24 protein-coding genes are annotated in these 22,952 nt (G+C 68.9%); 8 read left to right on the top strand and 16 right to left on the bottom strand.

What is annotated here, in order from left to right; genetic code table 11:
* Positions 1-12 precede the first annotated feature (12 nt).
* The gene (locus tag QFZ52_RS04585; protein ID WP_307496457.1) at positions 13-366 is read right to left on the bottom strand and encodes a hypothetical protein; all 354 of its coding nucleotides are present in this window, start codon (positions 364-366) and stop codon (positions 13-15) included.
* Complete coding sequence (truB, locus tag QFZ52_RS04580) at positions 366-1,289, bottom strand: tRNA pseudouridine(55) synthase TruB (protein ID WP_307496455.1); 924 nt, start codon at positions 1,287-1,289, stop codon at positions 366-368. The genes QFZ52_RS04585 and truB overlap by 1 nt, the downstream gene beginning before the upstream one ends.
* Positions 1,290-1,526: 237 nt before the next feature.
* Here truB and QFZ52_RS04575 point away from each other — a divergent pair, with 237 nt between their 5' ends.
* On the top strand, positions 1,527-2,294 hold the full coding sequence (locus QFZ52_RS04575) for a hypothetical protein (protein ID WP_307496453.1): 768 nt from the start codon (positions 1,527-1,529) through the stop codon (positions 2,292-2,294).
* Positions 2,295-2,435: 141 nt separating this feature from the next.
* Here QFZ52_RS04575 and rbfA read toward each other — a convergent pair whose 3' ends face one another.
* The 5 genes from rbfA to rimP all read right to left on the bottom strand — a co-directional run bounded on the left by rbfA (position 2,436) and on the right by rimP (position 7,977).
* Positions 2,436-2,870, bottom strand: a complete 435-nt coding sequence (gene rbfA, locus QFZ52_RS04570) for a 30S ribosome-binding factor RbfA (protein ID WP_307496452.1) — start codon at positions 2,868-2,870, stop codon at positions 2,436-2,438.
* An 81-nt stretch (positions 2,871-2,951) separates the two neighbouring features.
* Positions 2,952-5,780 (bottom strand): translation initiation factor IF-2, encoded by a 2,829-nt coding sequence (gene infB, locus QFZ52_RS04565; protein ID WP_307496451.1) that lies wholly within the window; start codon positions 5,778-5,780, stop codon positions 2,952-2,954.
* Between the two features lie 154 nt (positions 5,781-5,934).
* Positions 5,935-6,273 (bottom strand): YlxR family protein, encoded by a 339-nt coding sequence (locus tag QFZ52_RS04560; protein ID WP_307496449.1) that lies wholly within the window; start codon positions 6,271-6,273, stop codon positions 5,935-5,937.
* 138 nt (positions 6,274-6,411) lie between these two features.
* Positions 6,412-7,383, bottom strand: a complete 972-nt coding sequence (gene nusA / locus QFZ52_RS04555) for a transcription termination factor NusA (RefSeq protein ID WP_278268661.1) — start codon at positions 7,381-7,383, stop codon at positions 6,412-6,414.
* Positions 7,384-7,977 (bottom strand): ribosome maturation factor RimP, encoded by a 594-nt coding sequence (gene rimP / locus QFZ52_RS04550; protein ID WP_307496448.1) that lies wholly within the window; start codon positions 7,975-7,977, stop codon positions 7,384-7,386.
* 152 nt (positions 7,978-8,129) lie between these two features.
* Here rimP and QFZ52_RS04545 point away from each other — a divergent pair, with 152 nt between their 5' ends.
* The 3 genes from QFZ52_RS04545 (at position 8,130) to QFZ52_RS04535 (ending at position 11,223) form a co-directional block, all read left to right on the top strand.
* Positions 8,130-9,254: a DUF4439 domain-containing protein gene (locus QFZ52_RS04545; RefSeq protein WP_307496447.1), complete on the top strand. Its 1,125-nt coding sequence runs from the start codon at positions 8,130-8,132 to the stop codon at positions 9,252-9,254.
* A 142-nt stretch (positions 9,255-9,396) separates the two neighbouring features.
* The gene (locus QFZ52_RS04540; RefSeq protein WP_373425621.1) at positions 9,397-10,125 is read left to right on the top strand and encodes a VIT1/CCC1 transporter family protein; all 729 of its coding nucleotides are present in this window, start codon (positions 9,397-9,399) and stop codon (positions 10,123-10,125) included.
* An 87-nt stretch (positions 10,126-10,212) separates the two neighbouring features.
* The gene (locus tag QFZ52_RS04535) at positions 10,213-11,223 is read left to right on the top strand and encodes an aminoglycoside phosphotransferase family protein (RefSeq protein ID WP_307496446.1); all 1,011 of its coding nucleotides are present in this window, start codon (positions 10,213-10,215) and stop codon (positions 11,221-11,223) included.
* A gap of 21 nt (positions 11,224-11,244) precedes the next feature.
* Here QFZ52_RS04535 and QFZ52_RS04530 read toward each other — a convergent pair whose 3' ends face one another.
* The 3 genes from QFZ52_RS04530 to QFZ52_RS04520 all read right to left on the bottom strand — a co-directional run bounded on the left by QFZ52_RS04530 (position 11,245) and on the right by QFZ52_RS04520 (position 14,371).
* A complete protein-coding gene (locus tag QFZ52_RS04530) occupies positions 11,245-12,039 on the bottom strand; it encodes a sulfite exporter TauE/SafE family protein (protein WP_307496445.1) in 795 nt (264 codons plus the stop codon).
* Positions 12,040-12,114: 75 nt separating this feature from the next.
* Complete coding sequence (locus tag QFZ52_RS04525) at positions 12,115-13,914, bottom strand: proline--tRNA ligase (RefSeq protein ID WP_307496443.1); 1,800 nt, start codon at positions 13,912-13,914, stop codon at positions 12,115-12,117.
* A 232-nt stretch (positions 13,915-14,146) separates the two neighbouring features.
* Positions 14,147-14,371: a hypothetical protein gene (locus QFZ52_RS04520; RefSeq protein WP_208188442.1), complete on the bottom strand. Its 225-nt coding sequence runs from the start codon at positions 14,369-14,371 to the stop codon at positions 14,147-14,149.
* Positions 14,372-14,567: 196 nt separating this feature from the next.
* Between QFZ52_RS04520 and QFZ52_RS04515 the strand changes: the two genes are divergently transcribed.
* From QFZ52_RS04515 to QFZ52_RS04505, 3 genes are all read left to right on the top strand, one after another.
* The gene (locus tag QFZ52_RS04515; RefSeq protein WP_307496442.1) at positions 14,568-15,350 is read left to right on the top strand and encodes an ABC transporter ATP-binding protein; all 783 of its coding nucleotides are present in this window, start codon (positions 14,568-14,570) and stop codon (positions 15,348-15,350) included.
* Positions 15,347-16,102 carry an ABC transporter permease gene (locus tag QFZ52_RS04510; protein ID WP_307496440.1) on the top strand — a complete coding sequence of 252 codons (756 nt, stop codon included), beginning with the start codon at positions 15,347-15,349 and terminating at the stop codon, positions 16,100-16,102. Before QFZ52_RS04515 ends, QFZ52_RS04510 begins: the two co-directional genes overlap by 4 nt.
* 119 nt (positions 16,103-16,221) lie before the next feature.
* Positions 16,222-16,788, top strand: coding sequence for a TetR/AcrR family transcriptional regulator (locus tag QFZ52_RS04505; RefSeq protein WP_307498654.1), 567 nt, complete (start codon positions 16,222-16,224; stop codon positions 16,786-16,788).
* A 105-nt stretch (positions 16,789-16,893) separates the two neighbouring features.
* On the opposite strand, the gene QFZ52_RS04500 is transcribed toward QFZ52_RS04505, so the two are convergent.
* Complete coding sequence (locus QFZ52_RS04500) at positions 16,894-17,625, bottom strand: hypothetical protein (protein ID WP_307496439.1); 732 nt, start codon at positions 17,623-17,625, stop codon at positions 16,894-16,896.
* Between the two features lie 123 nt (positions 17,626-17,748).
* Positions 17,749-18,417: a hypothetical protein gene (locus QFZ52_RS04495; protein ID WP_307496438.1), complete on the bottom strand. Its 669-nt coding sequence runs from the start codon at positions 18,415-18,417 to the stop codon at positions 17,749-17,751.
* A 200-nt stretch (positions 18,418-18,617) separates the two neighbouring features.
* On the opposite strand from QFZ52_RS04495, the gene QFZ52_RS04490 reads away from it, so the two are divergent.
* Complete coding sequence (locus tag QFZ52_RS04490; protein WP_307496436.1) at positions 18,618-19,019, top strand: hypothetical protein; 402 nt, start codon at positions 18,618-18,620, stop codon at positions 19,017-19,019.
* Between the two features lie 18 nt (positions 19,020-19,037).
* Here the strand turns inward: QFZ52_RS04490 and QFZ52_RS04485 are convergent, their stop codons facing one another.
* The 4 genes from QFZ52_RS04485 to QFZ52_RS04470 form a co-directional block, all read right to left on the bottom strand.
* On the bottom strand, positions 19,038-19,853 hold the full coding sequence (locus QFZ52_RS04485) for a GNAT family N-acetyltransferase (protein WP_307496435.1): 816 nt from the start codon (positions 19,851-19,853) through the stop codon (positions 19,038-19,040).
* Positions 19,854-19,872: 19 nt separating this feature from the next.
* Positions 19,873-21,036 (bottom strand): flavodoxin-dependent (E)-4-hydroxy-3-methylbut-2-enyl-diphosphate synthase, encoded by a 1,164-nt coding sequence (gene ispG / locus QFZ52_RS04480; protein ID WP_066215257.1) that lies wholly within the window; start codon positions 21,034-21,036, stop codon positions 19,873-19,875.
* A gap of 52 nt (positions 21,037-21,088) precedes the next feature.
* Positions 21,089-21,382 (bottom strand): YciI family protein, encoded by a 294-nt coding sequence (locus QFZ52_RS04475; protein WP_307496434.1) that lies wholly within the window; start codon positions 21,380-21,382, stop codon positions 21,089-21,091.
* Positions 21,383-21,607: 225 nt separating this feature from the next.
* A complete protein-coding gene (locus QFZ52_RS04470; RefSeq protein ID WP_307496433.1) occupies positions 21,608-22,939 on the bottom strand; it encodes a M50 family metallopeptidase in 1,332 nt (443 codons plus the stop codon).
* Between the last annotated feature and the right edge of the window lie 13 nt (positions 22,940-22,952).

The raw sequence follows: 22,952 nt of genomic DNA, 5'->3' as shown, positions 1-22,952 counted from the left end.
GACTTCTTCCTTTTAGTACCAGATCTGGTTCATGCGAGCGGCCATCACGAGCGCCGTCACGCCCACCACCGCCATGACGAAATTGCTCCAGCGGGTCCGTTCCACCACGGACCAGTAGACGGCGCCCAGCGGCAGGACCAGGGCGGTGATCATGTAGCCCCAGAACTCCCAGGCCTCGCCCCGGATGCTCTCCCCCAGATTCACCCGGATGATGGAGCCGACCAGGTAGACGAGCAGCGCGAGCCAGACGGCCCCCACGGAGAGGATGGTGACGTCGTTGGGTTTCTTGCCCAGGGCGCCGGCGACCGCGCAGATCACCGTGGAGGCGATGCCCACGACGGCGATGATCCAGAAGTAAGCGTCCATCACCGCTCCCCCGCGGCCGGGCCGGCCGGCGCCGATGGGGCGTCCGGCGGGAAGACGAGCACGGGCTTGGCGTGGCGGCCGGAATCGGCCAGGAGCGCCACGAGGGTCCCGTCCGGCGCGAAGGCGGCCACGGGATGCTCGGCGGTGCCCGGCTGCGCCTCGTCCCGGGGGATGCGGCGTCCGTGGGACAGGTCCCCGGCCTCCTCGGCGCTGAGTTCCCGGACCGGCATCAGATCGCGGGCGGCCTGGGCCAGGTCCAGGACCTGGAAGTCCTCCGCGAGCTGCTCCAGCGTCCGGGCGGAGCCGAGCGTGAAAGGCCCGACTTCGTGGCGGCGGAGAACCGTGAGGTGGCCCCCGACGCCGAGTGCGACGCCCAGGTCACGGGCGAGGGCACGGATGTAGGTCCCCGAGGAGCACTCGACATCCACGTCCACGTCGACGACGGCGCCGTCGTGGCGGATGTCCAGGACGTCGAAGCGGCGGATGGTCACGGGACGCGCTGCCAGCGCCACGTCCTCGCCGGCGCGCACGCGGGCGTAGGAGCGTTCGCCGTTGACCTTGATGGCGCTGACGCTGCTGGGCACCTGCTGGATGTCCCCGAGGAAGTGCAGCACGGCGTCGCGGATCGACTGGTCGTCCACGGCGGAGGCGTCCTGCTCGGCGGTGATCTCACCCTCGGCGTCGTCGGTCACGGTGGCCTGACCCAGCCGGATGGTGGCGGTGTAGCGCTTGCCGGTGCCCACGATGTAGGTCAGGAGGCGGGTGGCTTTGTTGACGCCGACCACCAGAACGCCCGTGGCCATGGGATCCAGGGTGCCAGCATGACCCACCTTGCGGGTTCCCGCCAGCCGACGCATACGGGCCACGACATCGTGGCTCGTCCAACCCTGTGGTTTGTCCACGATCACCAGTCCCGAAAGCACGCCTTCCAGTATAGGAGGTCGCGGGCGGCACTCGTCCCCCGGCGGCCTTCCAACCCACCACGGACCAGGCTGTCACCTGCGGTTGCAGGGGCCGCCTCCGGCCCTCCACCCCGCACCGCTGAGCACCGCGTCATGGGGAGGGGTCCCCATCGCCTTCCAGGCCCGGATCATGCCACAATTGCTCCAATGATTGCACTAAAAGGTGCGGTCTGACGCAGTAGCAAGGATCAGGGAACCATGTCACTCTTCACCACTCGCACGCGCAGCGCGGGCGCCGTCGCAGCCTTGGCCGCACTGGCCCTCGGCCTGAGCGCCTGCTCCATCACCGTGGACACCAAGAAGGATCCGGCCCCCGTGGAGAGCGCCTCGAGCACTCCTTCGCAGACGCCGGAAGAGACTCCTTCCACCGAATCGTCCCCCGAGGAGACTCCCTCGGAGTCGCCGTCGGAGACCAGCGCCGCTCCCGAGGCCGATCCCAAGGGCGGCCCGTCCGTGGAGCAGATGACTCCCGCGGGCACCAAGCTCAAGATCGGCCAGACCGGCAAGATCTTCGTCCAGACCGGCAAGCCGGGCAAGGACTACTACGACAAGCAGCTCTTCGATGTGAAGGTCACCAGCATCGAGAAGGGTTCGTTCGCGGATCTGTCCGGCCTCAAGAACTCGGACAAGTACAAGGGCTACGTGCCGTTCTACATCCACAGTGAGGTCACGCTCAAGCAGACACTGAACCCGATCAAGAGCTCGGTGTCCTGGACGCACACGTCCTTCAAGGGCACCCTGGACGGCGGCTCGCCCGCCGGCAGCCTGATCATCTTCGGCGGCTTCGACAAGTGCCCGTACTCCAAGAGCTTCCGGGCCGTCGGCGACACCCAGGTGGACTGCCAGATCGCCCTCGCTCCGACGGGCACCGCGGTGACCGGAGTGTCCTACACGGGCAACTCCAGCAACTACCTCAGCTACGATCTGAACCCATACCGCGACAAGCCCCTCGTCTGGACCAAGTAGAGTCCACCGGGCCCTTCTGAGGGCCGGAAGAGAGGCGGGTACGACTGAGGCCCACCGGGATGTCCCGGTGGGCCTCAGTCGTGCCCGCAGCCTCGCGGCGGGGTGACGAAACAGTGCTGCCATGCGGCGGCGGGACGAGGATCAGTCCTCCTGGTCCTCGTCATCCTTCTTGTACGGATCGGACTCGCCGGCGAAGACGGCCCCTTCGGCCAGGGCAGCCACTTCGGCGTCCCGTTCCTTGGCCTTCCGGATGAGGTCCTCGAGGTTCGAGGCGTTCTCCGGGATCTCATCGGCGACGAACTCCAGGGTGGGGGTCAGGCGGATGGTCAGATTGCGTCCGACCTCCCGGCGCAGGATCCCCTTGTTCTGGGCGAGGACCTCATCGGCTCCCGCCCGGGCGTCGGCGTCGCCGAGCACCGTGTAGTAGACGGTGGCGTGCTGGAGATCGTTCGTGACGCGTGCGTCGGTCACGGTGATGTCGAGCGCCCGCTCGTCCTTGACGGCCTTCCTGAGCGCCTCGGCCACCAGGACCTTGATGCGCTGCGCCAGCCTGCCGGCGCGTGCTGGATCTGCCATGTTCTCCTCCTCAAACGTCGTGTGACGGTGAACGGAAGGCCGGGCCCACGGTCTCCCCTGGGCCCGGCCTTCCCGACACTCCTAGACGCGCGGCTTCTCGCGCATCTCGAAGGTCTCGATGATGTCGCCCTCGGTGAGGTCGTTGTACGAGCCGAGACCGATACCGCACTCGAAGCCCTCGCGGACCTCGGTGGCGTCGTCCTTGAAGCGCTTGAGCGAATCGATGGACAGGTTCTGCCCGATGACCTTGCCATCGCGCAGCACACGGGCCTTGGCGTTACGGCGGATGAGGCCGGAACGGACGATCGAGCCTGCGATGTTGCCGAACTTGGAGGAACGGAACACTTCGCGGACCTCGGCCGTGCCGAGCTGGACTTCCTCGTACTCGGGCTTGAGCATGCCCTTGAGCGCGAGTTCGATGTCGTCGATCGCCGCGTAGATGACCGAGTAGAAGCGCATGTCGACGCCTTCGCGCTCGGCCAGCTCGGCCACACGCTCGGCCGGCTTCACGTTGAAGCCGATGATGATCGCGCTGTCTACCGTCGCCAGGTTGACGTCGTTCTGCGTGATGGCACCCACACCGCGGTGGATGACGCGCAGCTGGACGTCGTCGCCCACGTCGATCTTGAGCAGGGCGTCCTCGAGGGCTTCCACGGCACCGGACACGTCACCCTTGAGGATGAGGTTGAGGGTGTCGATCTTGCCTTCGGCGACGGCCTGGTCGAAGTCTTCCAGGCTGATGCGCTTACGGCGCTTCGCCAGGGCGGCATTGCGGTCGGCGGCTTCACGCTTCTCGGCGATCTGGCGGGCGGTGCGCTCGTCAGAGGTCACGAAGAAGGTGTCACCGGCGCGCGGGACGTTGGACAGACCCAGCACCTGGACCGGACGCGACGGACCGGCCTCGGTGACGGACTCGCCGTCCTCGTCGAACATGGCGCGGACGCGGCCGTGAGCCGTGCCGGCCACGATCGTGTCACCGATGTGCAGGGTGCCGGACTGAACCAGAACGGTCGCCACGGAACCACGGCCACGGTCCAGGTTCGCTTCGATCGCGATGCCGCGAGCGTCCTTGTCCGGGTTGGCACGGAGGTCCAGAGCGGCGTCGGCGGTCAGGAGGACGGCCTCGAGCAGCTCGTTGATGTTCAAGTTCTGACGTGCGGAGACGTCCACGAACATCGTGTCGCCGCCGTACTCTTCCGGAACCAGGCCGTACTCGGTCAGCTGACCACGGATCTTGTCCGGGTTGGAGCCTTCCTTGTCGATCTTGTTCACGGCCACCACGATCGGCACGTTCGCCGCCTGGGCGTGGTTGAGCGCTTCAACGGTCTGCGGCATGACGCCGTCATCGGCCGCGACCACGAGGATCGCGATGTCGGTGACCTTGGCGCCACGGGCACGCATGGCCGTGAAGGCCTCGTGACCCGGGGTGTCGATGAAGGTGACCTTGCGCTCGATGCCCTCGTGCTCGTGGGTGATCTGGTAAGCGCCGATGTGCTGGGTGATGCCACCGTGCTCGCCGGCCACGACGTCCGAGTTGCGGATCGCGTCCAGCAGTCGGGTCTTACCGTGATCGACGTGACCCATGACGGTGACGACCGGCGGGCGGGCCTCGAGCTCGTCGTCGCCTTCGGCCTCAAGCTCGGCCTCGAAGTCGATGTCGAAGCTGCTCAGCAGCTCGCGCTCCTCATCCTCCGGGGAGACGATCTGGAGCTTGTAGCCCAGCTCGGCGCCCAGGAGTTCGAAGGTCTCCTCATCCAGCGACTGCGTGGCCGTGGCCATCTCTCCGAGGTGGAACAGCACCGTGACGAGCGATGCGGGGTTCGCGTCGATCTTCTCGGCGAAGTCCGTGATGGAGGAACCACGGCGCAGACGGACGATCGTCTGGCCGTCGCCGCGGGGCACGCTCACGCCGCCCAGCGACGGTGCGCTCATCTGCTCCAGTTCCTGGCGCTTGGCTCGCTTCGACTTGCGCTGCTTGCCACGGCCTGCGCCGCCCTTGCCGAAGGCACCCTGGGTGCCACCGCGGCCGCGGCCGCCCTTGCCGAAGCCACCGCCGGCAGGTGCGCCGCCACCGGTGCCGCCACCGGGACGGCCGGGGCCGCCACCGGGACGAGCGCCCGGACGTGCTGCCGCACCGGGAGCGGGACGCTCGATGCGGCTGGGCATCATGCCCGGGGTGGGACGGGGGCCACCGGGACGCGGTGCGCCCGGACGGGGAGCGCCGGGACGCGGAGCACCCGGACGGGGGCCACCGGCGCCTGCGGCGGGACGAGGCCCACCGGCACCGGCTGCGGGGCGGGGACCGCCTGCGCCGGCCGCAGGGCGGGGTCCACCCGGACGCGGCATGCCCTGGGAGCTGGCGAACGGGTTGTTGCCCGGACGGGGAGCACGCTCGCCGTCGCGCCCACGGGGCATGCCCTGCGAGCTGGCGAACGGGTTGTTGCCCGGACGGGGGCCACCGGCGCGGGAGCCGGACTGGCGCTGCTGGGAGGCCGGCTTGGCCGCACGGGCGGCGGCCACACGAGCCGCTTCCGCTTCAGCGGCCGCGCGGGAACCCGGCTTGGGTGCTCCACCCGGCTTCATGCCACCCGGACGTGCGGCCGGGGAGGCTGCAGGCGCGGAGGATGCGGCCGGAGCGGCAGGTGCCGCGGGAGCCTGGGAAGCGGGGGCGGAAGCCGCCGCAGGTGCTTTCGGGGCCGCCGGAGCGGCTGCCTTCGCTGCGGGTGCAGCGGTCGGGGCGGGAGCGGATCCCCCACCCGGGAATGCGTCACGCAATTTCTTCGCCACCGGGGGTTCGATGGTCGACGATGCGGAACGGACGAACTCTCCGAGGCTCTGCAGCTTTGCAAGCGCATCCTTGGAGGTGATACCGAGCTCCTTGGCGAGCTCGTGTACGCGGACCTTGGCCACATTTCTCCTGTCTCGGTCCGCGCATCAGCCTTGGCACGAACCGTCTAATACTTCTTCCTGCCCTGGGCCATGAAAAGCGGCCCGGGGCGCTGTGCAGCGCGCAACAGATTGGTCATGGTTACGCGCTCATCGCAGGGAACTCATCGGGTTTCCATCAGATTTCTGACCCGCTTTCGGATAGGACGGTCGTCCCCTGAGGCGTCTCCGCCCCGGTGGGGACACTGTGCGGTGCCAGCTTCTCCTCCAGGCCGTCGCTGACGACGGCGCTCCGGAAAGCACGCGCGAACGCACGCTTCCGCTGGGCGAGGGCAAGGCACTCAGTGGTGGGGTGCAGCCATGCACCCCGGCCGCCCACCCGGCGTCGCGCGTCCACCACCACGAGGTTTTCACCTGCGTCGGAGGTCACGGTCGCCAGCCGGATGAGCTGTTCCTGGGTTTCCCGGCGGCGGCATCCGACACAGGTCCGCAGAGGTGCACTTGTCGGTGCTGCCACGTGCGCCTGCCTCGCTTGAAGTGCGTGCGCCACCCGAAGGGCGGACACGCAGATGCCATGCCGGGGAACCGGCGTTATCCATTCTACGCCTTCCGCGGGCCCCGCCGTGCGCGACGGCGCGTCGGGGCCTGCGGAAGCCTACTCGCCGGCCGCGTCCGAGACGATGTCGATCCGCCAGCCCGTGAGCTTGGCGGCCAGACGGGCGTTCTGACCTTCCTTGCCGATGGCCAGCGACAGCTGGTAATCCGGCACGACGACACGGGCGGAACGGGTGGCCGGGTCGGCGATCGTGACGCTCGTGACGCTCGACGGCGACAGGGCGTTCGCGATGAACGTCTCCGGGGTGTCGGAGAAGTCGACGATGTCGATCTTCTCGTCGTTCAGCTCGGTCATGACGGCCCGCACGCGGGAACCCATCTCACCGATGCACGCGCCCTTGGCGTTGATGCCCGGGCGGTTGGCCCGCACGGCCATCTTGGTCCGGTGGCCGGCTTCACGGGCCAGCGCGACGATCTCCACGGAGCCGTCCGCGATCTCCGGGACCTCGAGTTCGAAGAGCTTGCGGACCAGGCCCGGGTGGGTGCGGGACAGCGTGATGCTGGGGCCCTTCTGGCCGCGCTGCACGCTCACGACGAAGGCGCGGATGCGGTTGCCGTGGAGGTACTTCTCCCCGGGCACCTGCTCGGGCGGCGGCATGAGGGCCTCCACGGTGCCCAGGTTGACCTGGACCATGTGCGCGGAGTGGCCCTGCTGGATCTGACCAGCGACGAGTTCGCCCTCGCGGCCCTTGAACTCGCCGAGGACGTTGTCATCCTCGACGTCCCGCAGACGCTGCAGGATGATCTGGCGGGCGGTGCTCGCGGCGATGCGGCCGAAGCCGTCCGGGGTGTCGTCGAACTCGCCGACGACGTTGCCCTCGTCGTCGATCTCGCTCGCCCAGATGGTCACGTGACCACTCTTGCGGTCCAGTTCCGCCCGTGCCTGATCGATGGCGCCGGGGGTCTTGTGATAAGCCACCAGCAGTGCCTGCTCGATGGTGGGGATGAGCTTGTCCAGGGGGATCTCGCGTTCCCGCTCCAGGAGTCGCAGCGCGCTCATGTCGATATCCATTTAGGCCTCCTCAGTTTCTTCGGGGTCCAATGCTTCGTCCAGCGCCGCATGGTCCAGATGTGTGAATTCGATCTCCACCTTGGCCTGGCGGATCGTGCTGAAGGCCACCGTGACCGGTGCGCCTTCCTTGGCTTTGACGCCCTTCTTCGCTTCCAGCTGCGGGACCAGGGTCACGCCGTCCTCGTGGACTTCGCCGATCCGGCCCGTGAGCGGCTCACCCTCGCTCAGCTTCACGCGCACCAGGCGGCCGAGATTCCGGCGCCAGTGACGCGGCTGTGTGAGCGGGCGGGAGACACCCGGCGAGGAGACCTCGAGCTCGTAGGCCTGCGGGCCGTCGAGCGGATCCGTATCCAGGGCGGCCGAGATGTCCGTGGAGACCGCCGCGATGCGATCGAGGCTCACTCCGCCCTGCTGGTCCTCGGGGAGGTCCACCAGCACCTGAACGGTGCGCTGGGCGCCCGCCCGGTGGATCTCCACCTCCTCGAGGAAGAGGCCCTGTGCGGCCACCACGGATTCCAGGAGTCCGTGCAGCCGTGCTGCTTCGGAGTCCTGGCCGCCCTGGTCTGGCGTAGTCGAATGTCCGGCACCGCTCATGGTCCGCAAGGCCTCCCTGATTGAAGTTTTCAGACTATAGAGTATCGACTTTTTGGCTCCGGCGGCTTCCACGGACCGCATTCCTGCGCGATCGAGGCGGGCGGAAGCGGCCCCGGCGCCGGGATCCGCGTGGTCGTGGCAAGATCGTGGTGATGAAAAACGCGGGAAAGACGGGACGGACGGGCACGGTCCTCCGACGAGTGGGAGCCTCGGCCGTGGTGCTGGCCACAGTTCTGGGACTGAGCGCGGCCGTGGACCAGGTCCTCTCCCCCGCACCCGTCGACGCGGCGGTTCAGGCGCCACAGGCCGTCTTCGCCGCACACACGGCCGATCTCGCCGCGCAAGCGCATCGGCTCGCCTCCACCACGGGTCCCACCGTGGCGTCGCTGGGCACGGTGCTCGACCAGCAGAGCGCCGCCCTGAGGCCGCCCGCGCCCTCGCCCGGCGCGACGACGCCGCAGGCCTCACCGTCCTCGGGGCCTCTGACGCTCGCCCAGTTGCTGGAGGCCGTCCGCACGAGCGCGACGGGACTCCTCGACCAGGCCCGGCGCGAACCCAACGGCGGTCTGGCCCGCCTCTACACCGCCGCGGCGGAAGGGCGGCTGGAGGCCCTGCGGCCGCTCCTGCCCTCAGGCGGCGCCACAGGCCCGGACCTCCTCACCCCCGGCGCCGCCGCGCTCCCGGCGTCCTGTGCTTCCAGCACGCCCTCCGCTGCCGGGACCGACCCGGCCGGCCCGACGACGCCGGGCGCCACTCCGGCGACCGGCGCGGCGGGCACTGGGCCGGCGTCGTCCGCGGCCACCGCGGCGACGGTGTCACCACAGGCGATCGCGGCCACCCAGGCCGTCCTGCGGGCGCAGCGCCATCTGACGTACCTGTACCAGGTGGCCGAAGTCCGCCTGGAGCGCGGGGCCCGCACCGACGCGGACGGCTTCGAGGCGGCGGTCCGGAAGGGCGGTTCCGAGGCTGCCGGGTGGGTGCGCGCCGCCTGCGCCACCCCGTCGGTTCCCGAAGCCGGCTACGAGCTGCCGGCCACCTTCCTCAAGGAGCCGGCCGCAGGTCTGGGCGCGGTGGAGGAGGAACTCCGGAACGCGGCCCTGGATCTGGTGGCGGCCTCCGAGGGGGATCTCCGGACCTGGGCGATGGCGCAGTACTTCGCGGCGGGCACACGCGCCCGGCACTGGTTGCCGTCCACCGGCGCCGGTCCGGCACTGCCCGGCTTCCCGGAGGACGTGACGCCCCTGCCGTCGGGGTCGCGGTCCGCCGGACAGCACTGAGTCCAAGACAGCACTGAGTCCAGAGCGCCGCGTTTTTCCTTTCCAACTGAGCATAGGCTTACTTCAATAAGCCAAGCCTTCTCTCATTTAGTGAAGGCAAACATTGCTGGAATTGTTTTTCCGGGAGTGCTTTCCTGAAGACATGACGACAATGGAGATCAAAGCCGGAACCGGGAAGAAGAGCGCCCGGGGAAATCTGGCCCAGCGCCTCAACTGGCTCCGCGCCGGTGTCCTCGGCGCCAATGACGGCATCGTCTCGGTGGCCGCGATCGTGGTGGGCGTCGCCGGCGCCACCACTCAGCAGGGCCCTCTTCTCGCGGCCGGCGCGGCAGGCCTGATCGGCGGCGCGATCTCCATGGCCCTCGGTGAGTACGTCTCGGTCAGCAGCCAGAGCGACAGCCAGCGGGCCATCGTCCGCCAGAAGCGCAAAGCCCTGAGTGACGATCCCGCCGGAGAACTCGCCCGGCTGAAACAGGGTTATATCGATCAGGGGATTTCCCCGGCCACCGCGGCACTCGTCGCGGAGGAATTGAGCGCCAAAGACGCCTTGGGCGCTCATCTGAAAAGCGAATTCAATATCGACGAGGAAGAAATCGTCAGCCCGTGGCATGCGGCACTCGCCTCAGCGCTGGCCTTCACCGCCGGGGCGATCCTGCCGCTGCTCGCGGTGCTGCTCCTTCCCGCAGCGATCCGCATCCCCGTGACCTTCGGCGTCGTGCTCACCGCTCTGGCCGCCACCGGGGCCGTCGGCGCCTGGATCGGCGGCGCGAGCGTGTCCCGGGCCGCCGTCCGCGTGGTGGTCGGCGGTGCGCTCGCCCTGACCGCGACGTTCCTAGTGGGCAGTCTCCTGGGACAGTCGGGAATCGTCTGAAACCCGCCCAGCGGCCCGGGGCATCCGCATGACTAAGCTGGACCCGTGAGCTCCCCCGTGACGTTACCGCCCGGCCTGGTCAGGAGAATGACGCGGAGTGCCGAAGGCGCCCGGTGGATCGCCAGTCTGCCCCGACTGATCGAGGAGTGCTTCGACACCTGGGGGCTCCGGCTGGACCTCTCCCCCGGCTTCCCTGTCCTGCACGGCTACAGCGGGATCGTCCTCCCCGTCCGCGGACGTGACGGCGCAGCCGTGCTCAAGGTGTCCCTGCCGGTCGAGGAGACCCTGTCGGAGGGGCCATCGCTCCGCGTGTGGCAAGGACGGGGTGCTGTGCGCGTGCTGGAGGAGGAACCGGCCCGCTGTGCCCTGCTCCTCGAGAGGCTCGAACCCCACCGGACCCTCATCAGCATGGACCTCCACGATGCCGCGGAGGTCTGGGGCGGAATCGTCCGAGGTCTGAGTGTGCCCGTGGACGAGGTAGGCCGGATCCTCGGCGACACCCCCGCACTCGCAGCGATCCCACGCCTCTCCGACATGGCGGAACGCTGGTGCGACGAGTTCCCGCAGAGCTGGCAGGAGGCTGGGGAGCCGTTCCCCCGCTGGCTCCTGGAGGCCGCGCTGGAGGTGTGCCAGGTGCACGGCACGGTGGGGCGCCGCGAATCCCGCGAGGTCCTGGTGCATCAGGACCTCCACTTCCTGAACATCCTGGCCCGGCCCGGCGGTCCGGACTCGGACGGCCCCGGCGGCCAGGACACCACCGAGTGGGTGGCGATCGACCCGCAGGCCGTGCTGGGCGACGCCGAGTTCTCGCTGCCTCCCGTGCTGCGGAACCGCCTGGCCGAGTACCCCGTGGTGCGGCCCGCCGAAGGGGTGCTGCGCCGTCTGGAGGAGTACTGCGAAGCCGCGGGACTGGACCCGGAGCTGACCCGCCAATGGAGCGTGGTCAGCTTCGTGGAGGACGCCCTGTGGTTCGCCACGAAAGGCGGACACGACGCCGAGAAGGAGCGATCACTCTGGCTGGCCTCCGCGTTGGCCGGGAACGTCCTGGATGACACCGTCGACCCCCGGCGGCTCCACGATCCCGGACACGTGGACTGAGACACTTGCACCCGCCGTTCTCTAGCGGGTGTTGTCCTGCCAGACATCGAACCCGAGCTTGACGATCAGCACCGCCACGACGCCCAGGAACACCCAGCGGATGAACGAGTTCCCGCGGGCCACGGCCATGCGCGCCCCGAGGTAGCCGCCCGCGGTGTTCGCCGCGCCGAGGAGCAGGCCCACGCCCCAGAGCAGGGAGCCGTGCGGGAGGAAGAACAAGAGCGCCCCGGCATTGGTGGCCATGTTGACGATCTTCGCCTTGGCACTGGCCTCGGTGAAGGCGTATCCCATGAGCGAGACGAGGGCGATCACCAGGAAGGACCCGGTGCCGGGGCCGATCAGCCCGTCGTAGCAGCCGATCACGGCGCCGATCAGGCAAGCCAGGACATAGTGTTTACGGCCCTGATGCCTCAGGGCCGTCTCCCCGCCCACCGCAGGACGGAACGCGGTGAACAGCAGCACGGCCACGAGAGCGACCACGATGATCGGTTTGAAGGCCTTGCCTGGCAATTGCGTGGCGATCACCGCGCCCCCGAAACTGCCGGCCAGCGCGATGAGCGCCATGGGGACGGCCGTCCTCAGATCGGGATGGACGCGCCGGTAGAACGTGATGGAGCTCGTGGTGGTCCCGAAGATGGACCCGAGCTTATTGGTGGCGAGCGCCTGCACCGGCGTGATGCCGGGCATCAGCAGCAGGGCGGGCAGCTGGATGAGACCGCCGCCGCCCACCACCGCATCGACCCAGCCGGCGCAGAAGCCGGCGAGGACGATCACGGCGAGCGTGCCGCCGTCGAGCAGTTCGAAGCCGCTCAGCATGGCGCGCCCGCCCGTGATCCCGTCATCCGGTCAGTGCGCATCCGGTCAGTGCGCATCCGGCCAGTGCGCATCCACTCAGTGCGCGACGGCGGCGCGCACCGCGGCGACCGCCTCGGCCACCGGCACGTTCTGCGCTTCCCCGCTGCGGCGGTCCTTGAGCTCCACCACGCCGTCGGCCAGGCCCTTGCCGACCGCGAGGATCGTGGGGACGCCGAGCAGTTCGGCGTCGCCGAACTTCACGCCGGGAGAGACCTTGGGGCGGTCGTCGTAGATGACGTCCAGGCCTGCTGCGGAGAGCTCCTCCGCGAGCTGGGCGGCGGTGGAGAAGATCTCCTCGCCGCGGCCCACGGCCACCACGTGCACATCAGCCGGGGCGACGTTGCGGGGCCAGATCAGGCCGCGGTCGTCGTGGTTGGACTCGGCCAGCGCCGCGACGGCACGGGTCACGCCGACGCCGTAGGAACCCATCGTCACCACGACCTGCTTGCCGTTCTGGTCCAGGACCTTCAGGTCCAGCGCCTCGGCGTACTTGCGGCCGAGCTGGAAGATGTGGCCCATCTCGATGCCGCGGGCCAGCTCCAGCGGACCGCTGCCGTCGGGGGCGAGGTCACCTTCGCGCACCTCGGTGGCCTCGATGACGCCATCCCAGCCGAAGTCGCGCTCGGCGACCAGGCCGAACACATGCTTCCCGTCGACGTTCGCACCGGTGATCCAGCTGGAGCCGGGCACGACGCGGGGATCCACCAGGTACAGGACCTTGGCGGCGCCCTCGGAACCCAGCACGGGCTCCTCGGTGGTCAGGCCGGGGCCGATGTAGCCCTTGACCAGCGCGGTGTTCTTCTTCAGATCCTCCTCAGAGGCGGCCTCGAGCCCGATCTCGCCGCCCACAGGCAGGAACGCGCCGATGTTCGCCTCGACACGCTTGAGGTCCACGGCACGGTCGCCGGGGACGCCGATGATCACGAGCTGACGCTCGCCCGTGGGCAGCGTCACGGCGAGGACCACGTTCTTGAGGGTGTCGGCGGCCGTCCAGGGACGGTCGGCGCGCGGCTCGGTCCGGTTGGCCGCGTCCACGAGCGTGTCGATGGTGGGGGTGTCCGGGGTGTCGCGCACGACGGCGGCCGGCAGCGACGCGTAGTCGATGGGCTCGGGCGCCACGGTGGTCACGGCCTCGACGTTGGCGGCGTACCCGCCCGCCGAGCGCACGAAGGTGTCCTCACCGATCGCGGTGGGGTGCAGGAACTCCTCGCTCCGGGAACCGCCCATGGCGCCGGCGGTGGCCTTCACGGGGACCACTTCGAGGCCGAGGCGCTCGAAGATGCGCAGGTACGCGCCGCGGTGAGCCAAGTAGCTGGCGTCCAGGCCGGCGTCGTCCACGTCGAAGGAGTAGGAGTCCTTCATGATGAACTCGCGGCCGCGCAGGAGGCCGGCCCGCGGGCGTGCCTCATCGCGGTACTTGTTCTGGATCTGGTAGATCGCCAGGGGCAGGTCCTTGTACGAGGAGTACAGGTCCTTCACGAGGAGGGTGAACATCTCCTCGTGGGTGGGAGCCAGGAGGTAGTCGGCGCCCTTGCGGTCCTGCAGGCGGAAGAGGCCCTCGCCGTACTCGGTCCAGCGGTTGGTGACCTCGTAGGGCTCCTTGGGCAGCAGGGCCGGGAAGTGGACCTCCTGCGCGCCGATGGCCGCCATCTCCTCGCGGATGATCTGCTCCACCTTGCGCAGCACGCTCAGACCGAGCGGCAGCCACGTGTAGATGCCTGGGGCGGCGCGACGGATGTATCCGGCACGGACCAGGAGCTTGTGGCTGGCGACCTCGGCGTCCACCGGGTCTTCACGCAGGGTTCGCAGGAAGAGCGAGGAAAGGCGTGTGATCACTGAAATTCCGTTTCTGGCGCAATCGGGGCTGGAGCCCGTCCGGACAGGCCGGGGACAGGGCTGCGGTCCGGGATGACCGGACCGTACCCCGAGTTTATCCGGTGCGGGCCGTCACGCGGGCACGGGCCACGGGCCCACGCGTGGAACGCCCGGAGGCCGGGGACGGCGAAGGGCCCGGAGCAACCGCGCTCCGGGCCCTCACGGCGGATTCCCGAGGGTGTCCGCGGAAGGATCAGCCTTCCTTGCCCTCCAGGGCCACCAGAACACCGGCCAGGGCGAAGTACTTGTTGGAGCCGAGATCACGGACGGTCTTGATCCCGAGTTCCTTGGCCAGGAATTCACCCTTGGCGTCCGTGATGCCCGCCAGCGCGGACACGGGTGCGTCCAGGATCTCCTTCAGGCTCTTGTCCTCGAATTCCTTGTCCAAGCCCTTGCCGAGGTTGACGCTAACTGCCATGTTCCAGCTCCTTTACGTCGGTGACATGCCCTGTTGGCCGCTGCGGACAGCGGCGACACATCTGAGCCGAACGTAGTTCACCCTGCTGCTCCGATCAAGGATCTTGACGGACCTTTTTGGTGAACTTACTTTTAATTCATCAGTCGATGAATTGCCCGGAAGCCTCAGGCGAGGTCTCCGGGAGGCGGGAGCAGCCATGGACGGGCCCCAGCAACTTCACTCGACGCCGGCCGCCGGGGAGGCCGCCGTCGTCGTCCAGGGACTGCACGTCCGGCGGGGCCGCCTGCACGTGCTGAGAAACCTGGACTTCGCGGTCGCCTCCGGGAGTATCACGGGGCTGCTGGGTCCATCCGGCAGCGGAAAGACCACCCTCATGCGGGCGATCATGGGCCTCCAGCGCTTCGGCTCCGGCACCGTGACCGTGCTGGGCTCGCCGGCCGGCGCCGCGCCCCTCCGCCGGAAGATCGGCTACATGACCCAGTCCCCCAGCGTGTACCGGGACCTGACGGTCCTGGACAACGTCCGCTACTTCGCCACCCTGCACGGCAAATCGACCGCCGATGCCCGCGACGCCATCGAGGCCGTGGGTCTGACCGGCGAGTCCCGCCGCCTCACCGCGGACCTGTCCGGCGGGCAGTTCAACCGCGTCTCCCTGGCCTGCGCCCTGGTCGGAGACCCCGAACTCCTCATCATGGACGAGCCCACGGTCGGCCTGGACCCCGTACTCCGCGCGGAGCTCTGGGCCCACTTCCGCCGCCTCGCCGACGCCGGCGCCACGCTGCTGGTGTCCAGCCACGTCATGGAGGAAGCGCGCCACTGCCAGGACCTCCTGCTGCTGCGGGACGGCAGGCTCCTGGCGCAGCTGACGCCCGGCGAACTGGCGGAGCGCGGCCACAACACCGACCTGGAACAGGCGTTCCTGGCCATGATCCAGGAGTCCGGAACCTCCGGACCAGGACAGGAAGAGGCGGCATCATGAACCCCCGGCTCCTCGGCGCCACCACGGCGCGCGTGCTCACGCAGATCCGCCACGACCACCGCAGCGTGGCCATGATCCTCGTGGTGCCCTCGTTCCTCCTGGCCGCGGTCTACTTCCTCTTCGAGAACGAGACGCTGCCGCCCGGGATGCCGCGCACCTTCGACCGCGTGGGCCTGGTCATGCTGGCCATCTTCCCGTTCCTGATCATGTTCCTCATCACCTCCGTGACCATGCTGCGCGAGCGGACCAGCGGCACACTTGAGCGGCTGCTGACCACTCCCCTGGGCAAGGCCGACCTCCTCTTCGGCTACGCACTCGCGTTCTCCGTGCTCGCGGCGGTCCAGGCACTGGTCACCCTGGCCGTCGCCTACTGGGTGTTCCAGCTGGACGTGCAGGGCAGCCCTGTGCTGGTGGGGCTGGTCTGCATCCTGAACTCGGTGCTGGGCGTGGCCCTCGGGCTCCTCTGCTCGGCGTTCGCCCGCACCGAGTTCCAGGCGGTGCAGTTCATGCCCGTCGTGGTGGTCCCTCAGATCCTGCTCTGCGGTCTCTTCGTGGCGCGCGACTCCATGAACTCCGTGCTGGAAGCCATCTCCAACGTGCTGCCCCTCAGCTATTCCGTGGAGGCGCTGCAGGAGATCGGCCGCCACAGCGACCCCACGGAGACACTCCGGAACGACCTCATCGACCTGGCCGTCATCGCCTTCGGGCTCCTGGTGCTGGCCTCCGCCACCCTGCGCCGGCGGACGGCGTGAGCGGGCCCTCCCCGTCCGGCGCGCACGACGACGACCCGGACGGCGTCGCCACGGAACCACCGGCGGCTCCCGGCCGCCGTCGTGGTCGCCGTGGCGGGCAGGCGGACAGCCGCGAGCGGATCCTGGCAGCGGCCCGCAGGCTGTTCGCCGAGCACGGCTTCGAGGGCACGAGCCTGCGGCAGGTGGGCCGGGAGGCCGGGGTCGACCCGGCCATGGTCCACCACTTCTTCCAGGGCAAGGACGAGCTCTTCGCGCTCAGCGTCGAACTGCCGGCCGACCCCGCGGAGGTGCTCGCGGGGGTCACCTCCCTCGATCCCCGGCAGCGCTCCGAGGAGATCGTGCGCGCGGTCCTCCGGCTCTGGGAGAGCCCGGCCCAGCACAGCCTGGTGGCCTTCATCCGCGGGACCATCGGGTCCCGCACCAAGACGGCGATGCTCCGGGAGATGGTCAGCCGGACGATCCTGTCGCGCATCACAGCCGGGCTGCCGGGCACCCCGCAGGAGCTCGCCCTCCGTGGCGATCTGGTCGCTTCGCAGATGGTCGGGCTCATGCTGACCCGGTACGTGGTGCGGCTGGAACCCCTGGCGTCGGCGACGCCCGAGGAGGTGGTCCGGCAGGTGGCCCCGACCGTTCAGCGGTACCTCGAGGGCGGGACCGGCGAGTCCGCCGCGCCGGGCATGGAGTGACCACGTCCCGCCGTCGCGCCGTCGCGCCGTCGCGCCACGAATGGTGCCCGAACGCGCGAACGGGCCGCGTCCACAGTGGACGCGGCCCGTTCGGAGTGCTGCGGCTTACTTGATCTGATCGGCGACCGCGTCGAGAGCGGCGACGGCCTTCTCGACGTCGGCTGCTCCCGCGCCACCGGCCAGGGAGACGCTGGTGATTGCCACTCCGTTCTTGACAGCCATCACGGTCAACTGCTTCATCTTGGTAGCGCCGCCCGGCAGGGACGTGGTGGTTTCGAACGCCACGGCGCCTGGGGTCTTTGCGGACGCGTCGACCTTTTCCGAGGTGGCTTCGGCCTTCTGGCCCGCAATCTCAATCGTCATGGTCTTGCATTTCTCCAGCTGGTCCTTGGTCTGGGCGATCTTGCCCTCGAGCACGGACGGGTCCGGCCCGGAGATCAGACTCACGGCCTGAGAAGGAATGCCATCGGCGCCCGTGGAGGTGCCAACGGCGGTGGAGGCGCCGTCGAGGCTCTGAAGCGCCGTCGCGATGTCCCCGCTGCCACACTCCGCCGGGGAGATCTTCGTCTTGGCGAGCAGTTCCTTGGACGCTTCGAGGGACTTCTTCAGGTCCGCGGACGGGAGCACCTTCAGCTCCTTGCCATCGGCGCCCTTGGCGGCCTTGAGCACGCCCTCCAGCTCGGCCTCGCTGTACTTCTTCACGGCCGCGGGCGCGGCGGACTGCCCACCACCGCCGCCGTTGGTCCCACCGGACTGCTGGGCCGGGCCGGAACAGGCCGTGACAGCCAGCAGCGAGGCCGCGGAAAGAGCCAGGAGGGCCCGACGTGCGTTCTTCATGATGTTTTCCCCGATCAGAAAGCGATTCGATTGGTGAGACTGAACTCGTCTGTGATTCTTCCATTCGATGCGGAAATCTGCGATGGGCAGTCCTCCCCATGACGCGACTGCGACAGGCGGGGCTCAGTCCACCAGTGCCGCGGCCTGCTCCACCACGGCGTTGGCCACCGCGGCGGTGTCGGCTCCGCCCTTCTGCCCGGACACGCTGACGAAGATGTTCACCCGGCCCACGGTGACCGTGGACATGGACGTCTCGACCGTGCCGCTGGAGCCGACCGTGGTCACCGTCCAGGCGAGTCCGCCCTCGACCTTCGGAGCCTCGGCCTTCGCCACAGACACGGTGGCCACCGGGACCCCGCGGATCAGTTTCAGGGTGGAACAGCGTTCCAGGGTTTCACCGTCGAATCCCGGATGGAGGAGTTCCTGCGGACCGCTGCTCAGGACGACGGACACTTTCGCGTCGCGTCCCGACTCGTTGAGCCCCAGGGCCACACGGCCGCGGTCGAGCAATCTGGTGGACAACCGGTTTTCGGAGACCGCCACCTCCTGGCAGGCGGGTGGATCCACCGACGTCCGGCTCTGCAGACGCTCACGCACCTCGACGGTCTTGCGCATCGTGTCCGCCGCCACCTGAGTGAAGGTGCCGTCGTTGGGGCCTTTGAGCCGTCCGACCACCTCCTCCAGCTCCGACTCGCTCCAGGCCTTGCCCGGCGACGGCACCGTGACGGCGCACCCGTTCACGAGCAGAGCGGACAGCGCCACGGACAGCATGGCGAACAGCGGTTTCCTCATGGCGGCTTCCCCCTGGAGACGGTGAAGCCAACGCTATGCCGCCGCGGGCCGCGGGACAAGCAGGCCGGTGCTGAACGGGCGGGCCTGTCAGGGCACCGGGAGCCTCTCCAGCGACCGGAGACGAGGGCGGTAGGCTGTCGATGACGCGGCAGGGGCCGCGATTCCGGCTCACAGAACAGCCTCTGGGACGGAGTGATCACATGGCGATACCCGCACGGCATCTGCTGCCCGGGTCCACCGCGTTCGCTCTGCTCCGCTTGCGCTTCAGATGCACCACGGTGGCGATCATCGTCCTCGCCATCGTCTGGCTTGTCCAGGCGTCCGGCATGCACCGGTCCTGGTTCACGGATCTGCTGGCGGCGATCATGTTCGTTTCCGCCATGCCCGTGGTGGCGCTCATCGGACGGGTGGCCTCGAGGCAACGCGCGGAGCGTGCGGCAGGCTACACGACCTTGTGGCGCGGGGATCCGGAGCTCGAACAGCGGGATCCTTATCTGAGAACGACCCTTCGCCCTGCCGGAGCCCCGTATCTCGACAGGCCGGCCTTCACAGCGGCCCTGGAGCGCTGCCGGGCCGCTTCCCAGGGCGCACCCGACCAGTAGAGTCCGGTTCAGTAGAGATCAGTACAGGACCGTGGCGAACTCACCGTGCTCGCGGAAGCCGACCTTCTCGTAGACCTTCCGCGCGGCGGTGTTGTAATCGTTCACGTACAGGGAGGCGACACCCGCCACACGTCGTGAATACTCGACGACGGCGGCGACCCGGGCGGCGGCCATCCCCCGGCCGCGCTGGGCAGGGTTCATCCAGACCCCCTGGATCTGGCACACACCGCGGGTGACAACCCCCAGATCCGCCTTGAAGAGCACCTGGCCTGCGGGACTGAAACGAGCGAGCGTGTGGCCCTGCCGGAGCAGGTTGAGCACCCGGCGGCGGTAGTTCTCCTGCCCGCCCAGGAACGGCGAATAGCCCACCTCCTCCTCGAACATCGCCACGGAGGCCGGGAGGATCCGGTCGAAGTCGTCCATCGAGGCGGCGCGGACCGAGGGGTCTGACTCGACCTCCAGCTCGCCGTCGTGCAGGAGGAACGGCTGGGACCGGCGGATTTCCAGGGGGACGTGTCCGAAGGCCTCCATCGCCGGAAGCAGGGCGAGCACGGCGTCGCTCGGGCCGAAGATCGAGGCATAGCGGTGCGAACGGGCGTGCAGCGCGTAGGCGAACAGGGGCGCGAGGGACGGATCGAGGGCGATGGGCACCACATTGGCGCCCGCCCAGCAGGCGGCGATCAGCCCGCCGTCGTCGAACACGCCGAAGACCGTGGCGCCCAGGGAGCGCCACGGCCTGACGGTCTGGGCCAGGACGAAGGCGTTGACCGCTTCGTCCCGCAGGGCCAGATCCCGGAGCGCGGGAAGGTCCTCATCCACGAGTTCACGGATCATGGGCCCTCCCGCGACCTTGCTAGGAGACGGTGACCACTGGACTGCCGGAGGGAGCACTCGGATCATCGGACTCCATTTCATCGGCAATGCGCATGGCTTCTTCGATCAGTGTCTCAACGATCTCGTGTTCCGGCACGGTCTTGATGACCTGGCCCTTCACAAAGATCTGGCCCTTGCCGTTGCCCGAGGCGACGCCGAGGTCGGCTTCACGGGCCTCGCCGGGTCCATTCACCACGCAGCCCATGACGGCCACGCGCAGCGGGATCTCCATGCCTTCCAGGCCTGCCGTGACCTGCTCGGCCAGCGTGTAGACGTCCACCTGGGCGCGGCCACAGGACGGGCAGGACACGATCTCGAGCTTGCGGGGGCGCAGGTTCAGGGACTGCAGGATCTGGTTTCCGACCTTGACCTCCTCCACGGGAGGGGCCGAGAGGGAGACGCGGATGGTGTCGCCGATGCCGCGGGACAGCAGGGCGCCGAACGCGGTGGCGGACTTGATGGTGCCCTGGAACGCCGGTCCGGCCTCGGTCACGCCGAGGTGCAGCGGCCAGTCGCCCTTTTCGGCGAGCATCTCGTAGGCGGCGACCATGACCACGGGGTCGTTGTGCTTCACCGAGATCTTGAAGTCGTGGAAACCGTGCTCCTCGAAGAGGCTCGCCTCCCACACGGCCGACTCCACGAGGGCCTCGGGGGTGGCCTTGCCGTACTTCTTCAGCAGGCTGGGCTCCAGGGAACCGGCGTTGACGCCGATGCGGATGCTGGTGCCGTGGTCCTTGGCCGCCTGGGCGATCTCCTTGACCTGGTCATCGAACTTCCGGATGTTGCCCGGGTTCACACGCACCGCGGCGCAGCCGGCCTCGATGGCCGCGAAGACATACTTCGGCTGGAAGTGGATGTCCGCGATCACGGGGATCTGCGACTTCTTGGCGATGATGGGCAGGGCCGCGGCGTCGTCCGCCGACGGACAGGCCACGCGCACGATGTCGCAGCCGGAGGCTGTGAGTTCCGCGATCTGCTGCAGGGTCGCGTTGATGTCCGTGGTGGGGGTGGTGGTCATGGACTGCACGCTGATGGGCGAGTCGGACCCGACGCCCACCGAACCCACCTTGATCTGGCGGGTCTTGCGCCGCGGCGCGAGCACGGGCGGCGGGGCAGACGGCATTCCAAGGCTGACCGATGTCACTTCTGATTCCTCAGTTCTGTAGCTCTTGTGGTTCTGGTGAGTCCGGCCCCGGTCAGGAGACGAATTCGCTGAAGCGGCCGATCACGGGACTCCATTCGCGGGCGCTCGTCTGGGCGACGGCGCCGTTGATCTGGAACGGGTCCTCCCGGAGGAGTCCATCCAGCGCGGGCTGGTCCTCGGCCACCATGATCAGCAGGGCTCCCGCCCCGGAATCGACGGGTCCGGACGCCAGCACGGTGCCCTCCTCGGCGAGCGATCCGAGCCAGGCGCGGTGGGCGGGACGGAACTCGTCGCGCACGGCGGCCGTTGCGGCGTCGTACACGTACTCCACGGCGAAAACAGTCATGGGTTCACTCTATCCCTCAGGCCCGGAACCGCGGGGCGTCGGCACTGTGACACTGAGCGCTCGACGCCGGGCTGCACACTGATCTGAACAGGAGCCGGTCGCGGATGTTCCGCGGGCGCCGTTGTTGCGTGAGGGCCGTTGTTGCGTGAGGAACGAGCGCAGGCGCCGCGGGACATCCGCGACCGGCCGTCAGGCCGGACGGCTCAGTGCATGCGACCGCCGTCGTCATCCGAACAGCTTCACGGGTTTGACGATGTCCGCGTAGATCAGGACCACACCCATCACGAGCAGCAGCCCTGCCACCGTGTACGTCACGGGCAGCAGCTTGGCGAGGTCGAAGGGGCCCGGATCGGGGCGGCGGAAGATGCGGGCGATGCCGCGGCGGATTCCCTCGTACAGGGCCCCGGCCACGTGGCCGCCGTCCAGGGGCGGCAACGGGATCAGGTTGAAGATGGCCAGCGCGAAGTTCAGCCCGGCCAGGATGCCGACCAGGCTGGCGATCCGCGCATTCAGCGGGATCTCCTCCATGGCAGACACCTCGCCGGCGACCCGTCCGACGCCCACCACGCTGATGGGGCCGTTCGGATCGCGGGGCTCCGAGCTGAAGGCGGCCTTGGCCACACCGATCACCCGGGCCGGCAGATCGAGGACGACGTGGCTGACCTGGGTCATCTGTGTCCCCACGGCCGGAAGCACCGACTCGGGTCCTTGCGGGACCAGGGCCTGGCGGGGACCGACCCCGATGAAGCCGACGTCCTGCGTGAGGGTCTTGCCCGTGGAGTCCTTCGCCGGCTGGCCGTCCGCGCCGTAGACCGGGCGAGCGGTCAGGACCGGGGTGACGATCGTGTCGATCGTCTGATCGCCGCGCTGGACGACCACCGGGACCTTGCGTCCGGCCGACTGCCGGATCTGTTCCGTCAGACTGTTCCAGTCCGTGGCGGGCTTGCCGTCGAAACTGACGATCCGGTCCCCGGGTTTGAGACCGGCGGCCGCCGCCGGAGCCGGGGTGCACTTCTCCCCCGGGCCGGGCTCCTTCTCGCCCTGCGCCACCTGACAGGCGGACACGCTGGACAGCGTGGTGGTGGCCTGTGCGCTGCCGAAGCCCATCAGGAGGACGGCCGTGAAGAGGATGCCCAGCACGATGTTCATGGCCGGGCCGCCCAGCATGACCACGACCTTCTTCCACACCGGCAGTTTGTAGAAGACGCGGTTCCCGTCCTCGGGCCCCACCTCCTCGCTCGCCTGCTGGCGGGCCTCCCGGGCGAGGTTCTGGAACATGCCCGTGCTAGAGGCCCGCAGGGTGCCGTCCTCAGGATTCGGCGGGTACATGCCGATCATCTGGACGTAGCCGCCCAGGGGCAGCGCCTTGACCCCGTACTCGGTCTCGCCCTTCTTCCGGGAGAAGATCGTGGGGCCGAAGCCGATCATGTACCGCGTGACACGGACCTTGAACAGCTTGGCGGGCAGCAGGTGGCCCACTTCGTGCAGTGCGATGGACACGGCGATGCCGATCGCCACGAACAGCACCCCGCCCAGGAACAGCAGCGGCCCGCTCATGCCCACAGCCTCG

Source organism: Arthrobacter woluwensis (assembly GCF_030816155.1).
GTDB lineage: Bacteria > Actinomycetota > Actinomycetes > Actinomycetales > Micrococcaceae > Arthrobacter_E > Arthrobacter_E woluwensis_A.
This window is presented reverse-complemented; position numbering and strand designations above follow the sequence as displayed.

Excerpts from the sequence above, each read along its gene's own strand:
- QFZ52_RS04585 (WP_307496457.1), bottom strand. The coding sequence starts at position 366 with ATGGACGCTTACTTCTGGATCATCGCCGTCGTGGGCATCGCCTCCACG.
- QFZ52_RS04575 (WP_307496453.1), top strand. The coding sequence starts at position 1,527 with ATGTCACTCTTCACCACTCGCACGCGCAGCGCGGGCGCCGTCGCAGCC.
- rbfA (WP_307496452.1), bottom strand. The coding sequence starts at position 2,870 with ATGGCAGATCCAGCACGCGCCGGCAGGCTGGCGCAGCGCATCAAGGTC.
- nusA (WP_278268661.1), bottom strand. The coding sequence starts at position 7,383 with ATGGATATCGACATGAGCGCGCTGCGACTCCTGGAGCGGGAACGCGAG.
- rimP (WP_307496448.1), bottom strand. The coding sequence starts at position 7,977 with ATGAGCGGTGCCGGACATTCGACTACGCCAGACCAGGGCGGCCAGGAC.
- QFZ52_RS04545 (WP_307496447.1), top strand. The coding sequence starts at position 8,130 with ATGAAAAACGCGGGAAAGACGGGACGGACGGGCACGGTCCTCCGACGA.
- QFZ52_RS04540 (WP_373425621.1), top strand. The coding sequence starts at position 9,397 with ATGACGACAATGGAGATCAAAGCCGGAACCGGGAAGAAGAGCGCCCGG.
- QFZ52_RS04535 (WP_307496446.1), top strand. The coding sequence starts at position 10,213 with ATGACGCGGAGTGCCGAAGGCGCCCGGTGGATCGCCAGTCTGCCCCGA.
- QFZ52_RS04530 (WP_307496445.1), bottom strand. The coding sequence starts at position 12,039 with ATGCTGAGCGGCTTCGAACTGCTCGACGGCGGCACGCTCGCCGTGATC.
- QFZ52_RS04520 (WP_208188442.1), bottom strand. The coding sequence starts at position 14,371 with ATGGCAGTTAGCGTCAACCTCGGCAAGGGCTTGGACAAGGAATTCGAG.
- QFZ52_RS04515 (WP_307496442.1), top strand. The coding sequence starts at position 14,568 with ATGGACGGGCCCCAGCAACTTCACTCGACGCCGGCCGCCGGGGAGGCC.
- QFZ52_RS04510 (WP_307496440.1), top strand. The coding sequence starts at position 15,347 with ATGAACCCCCGGCTCCTCGGCGCCACCACGGCGCGCGTGCTCACGCAG.
- QFZ52_RS04500 (WP_307496439.1), bottom strand. The coding sequence starts at position 17,625 with ATGAAGAACGCACGTCGGGCCCTCCTGGCTCTTTCCGCGGCCTCGCTG.
- QFZ52_RS04495 (WP_307496438.1), bottom strand. The coding sequence starts at position 18,417 with ATGAGGAAACCGCTGTTCGCCATGCTGTCCGTGGCGCTGTCCGCTCTG.
- QFZ52_RS04490 (WP_307496436.1), top strand. The coding sequence starts at position 18,618 with ATGGCGATACCCGCACGGCATCTGCTGCCCGGGTCCACCGCGTTCGCT.
- QFZ52_RS04485 (WP_307496435.1), bottom strand. The coding sequence starts at position 19,853 with ATGATCCGTGAACTCGTGGATGAGGACCTTCCCGCGCTCCGGGATCTG.
- QFZ52_RS04475 (WP_307496434.1), bottom strand. The coding sequence starts at position 21,382 with ATGACTGTTTTCGCCGTGGAGTACGTGTACGACGCCGCAACGGCCGCC.
- QFZ52_RS04470 (WP_307496433.1), bottom strand. The coding sequence starts at position 22,939 with ATGAGCGGGCCGCTGCTGTTCCTGGGCGGGGTGCTGTTCGTGGCGATC.